Origin of the sequence: Tardiphaga sp. (assembly GCF_028290785.1) — a bacterium.
GTDB lineage: Bacteria > Pseudomonadota > Alphaproteobacteria > Rhizobiales > Xanthobacteraceae > Tardiphaga.
In genome coordinates this window covers 1-2,820 of the sequence record NZ_JAQGJD010000336.1, presented here as the reverse complement: position 1 = coordinate 2,820, position 2,820 = coordinate 1, and the positions used below count along the sequence as shown (strand labels likewise).

At 63.4% G+C, this 2,820-nt stretch carries 2 protein-coding genes and 2 pseudogenes; all 4 read right to left on the bottom strand.

Annotated elements, in window-relative coordinates:
* Window positions 1–227: pseudogene (locus JWR89_RS21815) on the bottom strand (hypothetical protein); the annotation flags it as partial.
* Window positions 228–359: 132 nt separating this feature from the next.
* The gene (locus tag JWR89_RS21810; RefSeq protein WP_299720099.1) at window positions 360–1,787 is read right to left on the bottom strand and encodes a sulfatase-like hydrolase/transferase; all 1,428 of its coding nucleotides are present in this window, start codon (window positions 1,785–1,787) and stop codon (window positions 360–362) included.
* Between the two features lie 10 nt (window positions 1,788–1,797).
* Window positions 1,798–2,607 (bottom strand): shikimate dehydrogenase, encoded by an 810-nt coding sequence (locus JWR89_RS21805; protein ID WP_299720097.1) that lies wholly within the window; start codon window positions 2,605–2,607, stop codon window positions 1,798–1,800.
* 3 nt (window positions 2,608–2,610) lie between these two features.
* Window positions 2,611–2,820 (bottom strand): annotated as a pseudogene (locus JWR89_RS21800) (carbohydrate ABC transporter permease); the annotation flags it as partial.

Below are 2,820 nucleotides of genomic sequence, written 5' to 3'. Positions count from 1 at the left end.
GGCCGACCGCCTCGACCGCAACAGGCCGGCACGGCCCCAGCCGATACGCGCTTCGATCCATCCTTGACGGGCTCCGACCATGCCGCAAGCGATACCGGCGTCCGGCCCTGCGCCGACAACCAGTCTGCAATCAATTCAAGCAAGGCAGGCTCGAAACCGGCACGATCCAGTTTCGCCATGCCATTGTGGGAGGACGCCTCGGCCAGAATCCGCGCATCGTCGCTCATCGCCCACACGCGAAGGTTCAATGTTTCCCAATCCACAGCGATCTGGGCGACGTCTTGGCGACGTCTTGGAATGCAGTATCTCCCGGAAGCTATTTTCCGCCGGTTATCTGCGCACGGCGACGGTCGGCAAGCTCAGCGCACCTGATGATGCAGGTCCATAGTTTCGAGCAGGCTGTCCTGACGCCAGTCGATCATGGCGTCCTTCAGATAACGCGTCGTCTCCGCATAAGCTTCGAGCCCCCACAGATTGTGCTCCTCTGTCGGATCCACCTTTAGATCGAACAGCTGGCCATCCATAGCGCCGTGGATAAACACGGCCTTCCAGCGATCGTCCCGCACCATGGTGATGAACTTCGCACCGGTCATGGCTACGTCGGCGGCCTGCTCGCTGAACACGAAGTCGCGGCCCGCCCATGTCTCCCCGTTCAGCGCCGGCAACAGGCTCTGCGCCTGGCAAGGTTTCGGATGCCTTGCGCCCGCAAGGTCAAGAATGGTCGGCCCTATGTCGAACAGCTGGCACTTCTCCCTGATGCGGCGATCGCCGGCGAATTTTCCGGGCGACCAGAACAGCAGCGGCACGCGCGTCACCGCCTCATACATCGACCATTTCTGGCTGAGGCCGTGTTCGCCGAGATTGTCGCCGTGATCCGACATGAAGACGATGACGCAATCGTCGAGGTAGCCCTTGCGCTCCAGGGTCTGTACAATCGCGCCGATCTGCTCGTCAATCATGGTGACGTTGGCGTAATAATGCGCGCGCAGCCGTCGCATCTCCTCACGGGTCGGATCCATCTTCCAGGAAATGGCATCGTGATCGACCTGCGTGTCGTGGCGGCGCTTTTCCTTCAGATACTCCGGGAGTCCGTCGAGGTCGCTTTGCTTGGGTTCGGGCACCGGCAAGTCGTTACGCTTGAGATAGTGCTCGAGATATTCCGGCAGCGGATCGTAGGGCGGGTGCGGCCCCGGCAGGCCGATCTGCATGAACAGCGCGTCGGGCTTGGGCCGCGTCTCCAGCCACCACATGGCGGTCTCGGCCACGAACACGTCGGGATGCAGCGACTTCGGCATGTCCCAGGTGAAGGCGCCCATGCGGTCGGCATAGTCCGGCAGGTTGCGATAGCCGGCCCGCGACGGCTTTGCCAGCTTGTGGCTGGCGAACGCCTTGTCCAACTCATCGGCGAACCAGCGCCCTTCGAGGAAGCGATCCTTGTTCTCCACCACGAAGCGCTCGTGGAAGCCGGCCTTGGCGTCATACGGGATGGTGTGCATCTTGCCGACATTGACGCAGTGATAGCCGGCTTCGGCGAGGTTACTGATCCAGGTGTGCTGCCACGCCTGACCATTGCGCAGCACGCCGGATGCATGCGGATAGAGTCCCGAAAACACGGCCGCGCGTGACGGCACGCAGCTCGGCGCATTGACGAAGCAGTTCTCGAAATACACGCCCTCGCGCACCATGCGGTCGAGATTCGGCGTCTGCATGTAGCCATGGCCGAGCGCGGCGATGGTATCGAAGCGCTGCTGGTCGGTGATGACAAGGATGATATGCGGCTGGGACATGTTAATTCTTTCAGTGACTTTCCGGCGTCAGATGGCCGCCGCGCCAGAACGAAGTCTGCAACGGCAGCTGATGCATGATCATGGCGACGCCGCCGACCACCTTGAGGCCGCGCGCGGAGGCAGCCGCCATAAATTCGGTTTCGCGGGCGGCGATGATGTCGAACACCGCGCAACCGGCGGGAAGTTTTGCCGGGTCAACCGGCATGGGATCGCTGGCGTGCAGGCCGAGGGAGGTGGCGTTGACGACAAGCCCGGCGTCGGCAAACGTTTCCTCGAGACCGATCTGCAATTTCGGGAAGTTATCGTGCAACTTCCTCGCCAGAACGCCGACCGGGCCAGGCGTCTCGTTCAGGATCGTGAGGCGCTTCACGCCCGCCGCGGCCAGTGCATGGCAGATCGACCGCCCGGCGCCACCGGCGCCGATGACCACGACGTGCCGCTCGGGATGGAACACGCCCTCCGCGCGCACGGCGCCGAGAAAGCCCGCGCCATCGGCGGAGTCGCCGACCAGCCGGCCACTCGCTTCGATGCGAATGGTGTTGACCAGGCCTTCGAAGGAAGCGGCCCGGCCGACCTCATCGCACAGCGCAAAGGCCGCCAGCTTGTGGGGCATGGTGAGGTTGAAGCCGACCGTGCTGCTGGAGCGCGCCAGCGCACGGATGGTGTCCACCAGATCGTCTGGCGCGACGTCGAGTGGAACCATGTGCCAGTCGAGCCCGGCCTCCTCGAAATACGGCGTGTAGAATTTGGGTGCGCCGACATGGCCTGCCGGGTGGGCGAAGATGAACACGATGCGTGACGCGCCGGTGGGAAATCGCACGCTCTAGCCTTTCACCGCGCCGGCGGTCAGTCCGCTGACCAGATAGCGCCGCACCGCGAGCGAGAAGACTAACACCGGCGCCATCACGAGAGAGCCCCCGGCCGCGATCTTGCCCCACTCCCAGCCTTCGTAATTCATGAAGTTGACGACCGCGACCGGGGCGGTGCGCGCCGCGGTCCTGGTCAGGATCAGCGCGAAGAAGAAATCGTTCCA